The 3529-nt window shown below is 70.4% G+C and carries 5 protein-coding genes and 1 pseudogene; 5 read left to right on the top strand and 1 reads right to left on the bottom strand.

What is annotated here, in order from left to right:
- The 3 genes and pseudogenes from CCN56_RS38560 to CCN56_RS38550 all read left to right on the top strand — a co-directional run.
- A pseudogene (locus CCN56_RS38560) lies at positions 1-230 on the top strand (phage tail protein); the annotation flags it as partial.
- A 155-nt stretch (positions 231-385) separates the two neighbouring features.
- A complete protein-coding gene (locus tag CCN56_RS38555; RefSeq protein ID WP_086832297.1) occupies positions 386-676 on the top strand; it encodes a hypothetical protein in 291 nt (96 codons plus the stop codon).
- A gap of 119 nt (positions 677-795) precedes the next feature.
- Positions 796-1089: a hypothetical protein gene (locus CCN56_RS38550; RefSeq protein WP_373412954.1), complete on the top strand. Its 294-nt coding sequence runs from the start codon at positions 796-798 to the stop codon at positions 1087-1089.
- 40 nt (positions 1090-1129) lie between these two features.
- Here CCN56_RS38550 and CCN56_RS43690 read toward each other — a convergent pair whose 3' ends face one another.
- Positions 1130-1930, bottom strand: a complete 801-nt coding sequence (locus CCN56_RS43690) for a hypothetical protein (protein WP_179200147.1) — start codon at positions 1928-1930, stop codon at positions 1130-1132.
- A gap of 305 nt (positions 1931-2235) precedes the next feature.
- Here CCN56_RS43690 and CCN56_RS38540 point away from each other — a divergent pair, with 305 nt between their 5' ends.
- The gene (locus tag CCN56_RS38540; protein WP_086832294.1) at positions 2236-2448 is read left to right on the top strand and encodes a hypothetical protein; all 213 of its coding nucleotides are present in this window, start codon (positions 2236-2238) and stop codon (positions 2446-2448) included.
- A 101-nt stretch (positions 2449-2549) separates the two neighbouring features.
- Positions 2550-3529 (top strand): hypothetical protein (locus CCN56_RS38535; protein WP_143664787.1); only part of this gene is annotated, 980 nt, incomplete at its 3' end.

Genomic DNA, 3529 nt, shown 5'->3' with positions numbered 1-3529 from the left:
ACGCCCGCGCCCTCGGCCTCGAGTTCACCGACGTCAAGGCCGGTGGCACCACCGCCGTCACCTACCGCTTCATCATCCCGCGCGGCCAGGTGACCGCCACCGACGACATCAAGCTGAACCGCAAGGGTGCCGCCACCCTCGGCCTCACCTTCACCGCGATGTCGAACGGCGACGGCAAGCCGCTGGCGACCTTCCTCATGAAGGACACGCAGTACAGCGCGTCCGTCTGATCCATCCCCACAGGGCTCCCTGACAGAGGTCTGTCCCCGGCAGGGGTCCGTCCTCGGCAGGGGGTTCGTCCGGGGCGGGACGGCGCACCGCCGTCCCGCCCCACCCCCTCTCCTCTTCACCCACGCGCACCACGCGAACAAGGAGTACGCACACCATGGCCCGTTTCGACGTCAACGCCGCCCGCGCCCAGCGCCTGGAGGCCCACGGCCGCACCTGGTCCTTCGAGCTGGACGGCGAGTCCTACACGCTTCCCACCGAGCTCTCCCGCAAGACCGCGAAGGCGCTGCGGAAGCTCGACGACAACGACGTGGACGGTCTGCTCGAACTCCTGATGGGTGAGGAGCAGTACGTCCGCTTCGAGGAGCACGACCTCACGGTGCAGGACATCGCCGCCATCCTGGAGGCCTACGGCAAGGAGACCGGGCTCGGCCTGGGGGAAGACTGAGCCTCGTCGAGTTCGTCGACGAACACGCCGAGGCCCTCGAAGCGGACCTGCTCCGCTACTACGCCACCGATCTCCTGGACTGGCACCGGGGCGAGCTCTCCAGCCGGCGCCTGATGGTCATGATCAAGCACCTTCCGGCGGAGGGTGCCGTGCAGCGCGAGATCCACGGGGAGTCGGCGGAGTGGTCGCTCTCCGACCACCTCCTCGCCGCGGTCGTGGACCATCTGGCCGCCGCCAACTGGATGTTCCAGTGCGTCAACTCCAGTGAGGACGACGAGACCCCGGATCCGCCGAAGCCCGTCCCCCGGCCGGGCCTCACGGACGAGGACGGGGAGGGGCAGGACGGGGAGTCCCCGCCGGAGGGCGCCGGCGAGACGGTCTCCCCCTCGGCCCTCGCCCGCTTCTTCGGCTGACTCCTTCGGTCGCCCCCTTCGCCCCCGGATCCCGCTCCCGTCAGGAAGCGGGATCCGGGGGCGCTTCCTGTGCTGCTCGCTCGGCCAGTTCGTCCTCCAGGGTCCTGGCCCGTTCGGAGAGCCGGCGGCCGCGCCGCTCGGGGCTCCCGCCGGTCTGACCGGGTACGCCGCTGAGCGGCGGCACGATCGGGCGGCCGCCCTTGCCGCGGACGACCTTCCGCACCGGCTGGGCGTTCCTGCGGGGACGGCTCTCCTGGGCGTTCACCCGGTCGTCCGCCTCGGGTTCGGGCGCGGGCCCGGGCTCGGACCCGCGCTCCGTCTCGGGTACGGGTTCGCGTTCGGGCGCGTGCTCCGGCTCGGGTTCGTCCACCGGCGCGGGCTCCGGCTCGTACGTCGGCTCGGGGCGCTGTTCGAACCGCTCGCGCTCCCGGCGTACGCGTTCCTCGGCGTCGACCACCAGGGCCGGGGGTTCCATGAGCCGGGCGAAGGGCAGCGGGATGACGCGGGCCCCGTCCGGGTGGGCGGCGTCCGTGCGCCGCTGCGGGCGCCGGATTCCACGCGCGTCACCCTGCCCCTGGGCGTAGGCGTCGGCCACGCGCCGCTCGTACTCCCTGCGGATGCGGGGGAGTTCGTCGGAGACGGCCTCGGCCCAGCCGGCGGTGAACGCGGCGGTCTCACGGCGGTCGACCTCGGCGCGGGGCAGCACGACGAGGTCCTCCGGGGCGTACCCGGCGACGTGGACGAGTTCGGCGAGCCGCGCGAAGAGATGAGGCAGATCAGAGTGGGATTCGAGCCAGTCGACGACCTGCTCGCGCCGGTTACCGCCCGGCTCCGTGTTCATGCGCAGCACTGCCTTCCGACCCCCTGGGGTCCCCACGCGCCCCTCGCGTCCCCCGGCTCCCCGAGTAAGTCAGGTCCAGGGAACGCGTCATCCAGGGTACCCGGGTCGAACACCAGCTCCGATCGCGGACCAAGTCCCATGGGAAACATGCGGGAAGACACGCCGTCAGACGTTTCCCGCTCGACAAACATCGAACAGATGCTCCACACTCTGTTCGCACAACAGTTCGAATACGTGGTGCCCCCGCTCCTCACTCCGCGGCGCCGCCACACACGCACGGGCAAGCAACCGGAAGGCAGGCGTCCATGACTCAGCAGGCTGAGGCATCCCGACCGCACATCCCGCTCCAGGACCGCCTCCGCCAGCTCCTCGACGGACCCGTCGCCCTCGACAAGAGAGCCCTGCTCGGCACGCTGTGCGCCGAGGTCTCCCGCTACGAGACCCTCGCGTACGCCGCGGGCTGGAACGACGCCCTCGCGACGGTGCGACGCGGCGCCCGCCGGGACGAGGACGCCTAGCCTCCCGAACCGCCCGCCCCACGCACGAGCCCCTGCCGAAGCTCCATGTCGGCAGGGGCTTTTCGGCGCTTGGCCGTCACCGGCCGGAAGCGGAGCAACCCATGGCAGACCAGCACGACGAGATCCTCGGCAAGATCGCCGAGGTCAAGAAAGAGCTCGACGAGGTCAAGAAGGAGGTCAGCACACCGAAGGCCGCCACCAGCACGGACCTCGACAACAAGACCAAGGAGATCATCGAGGCGGTCAAGGGAGGCAAGGACGAGAAAAAGGCCTGGTGGGAAGCCATCATCGAAGGGCTCGGCTTCAAGGACGTCCTCGCGGCCTTCAAGGACCAGACGGCACTGACCAGCGCCATCCCGCTGGCCATCGGCGCCCTCGGCGTCCTGCTGGTCGGCAAGCTCTTCGACCTCGGAAAGCTCTTCAACGCGGCGCTCGAACCGATCACCCGGGCCATCGGCCGCCGCCGCGGAAACGCGAGCAGCGAAGGCCGGATCCTCACCCTCGGCGACAACGGCCTCCCCACGTTCCAGCGCCGCGCGCAGGCCGAGGCCGCGCCGATCATCGCCATGGCCGCGAGCACCCTCACCCCCACCGAACTGGGCAACCTGAAGTCCGCGCTCGAAGCCGTCAACCCCCACATCCGCACGTTCAACAGCAACGTCCGGGGCATGCCCTCCAACCTGAAGATGCGGCAGGCGGCGAAGGCGCTCGACAAGCTCAACCCGGCCATCACCACCGCCGATCCCGACAAGATCGACCAGACGGCCACCAAGGTCACCGAGCTCGCCACCGCCGTGCAGACCTACAACACCCACCGGCTGGACGTCCGCGAGCTCGGCAAGGTCAACAAGGCCGTCGACAAGGCGAAGCCCGACAAGATCCGGGACATCGCCAAGGCGACCGGGAAGCTCGCCGGCGCCCTGCGGCACTTCAACCCGTCGAGTCTTCCCAACGCCGCCACCCTCTCCACGTCCGCCCGAGCCGCCTCGCAGCTCGCCGACGCGGGCAGGGACGTGGCCCGGGCGTTCAACGACCTCAAGCTGGCCGCTCACCGCGCCGCCCAGGAAATCGCCCCCACCAC

It is taken from the genome of Streptomyces sp. NRRL B-24572 (assembly GCF_002156145.1).
Taxonomy (GTDB): domain Bacteria; phylum Actinomycetota; class Actinomycetes; order Streptomycetales; family Streptomycetaceae; genus Streptomyces; species Streptomyces vietnamensis.
Note: the sequence above shows the minus strand (reverse complement) of the source record. Positions and strands in the feature narration are given on the sequence as shown.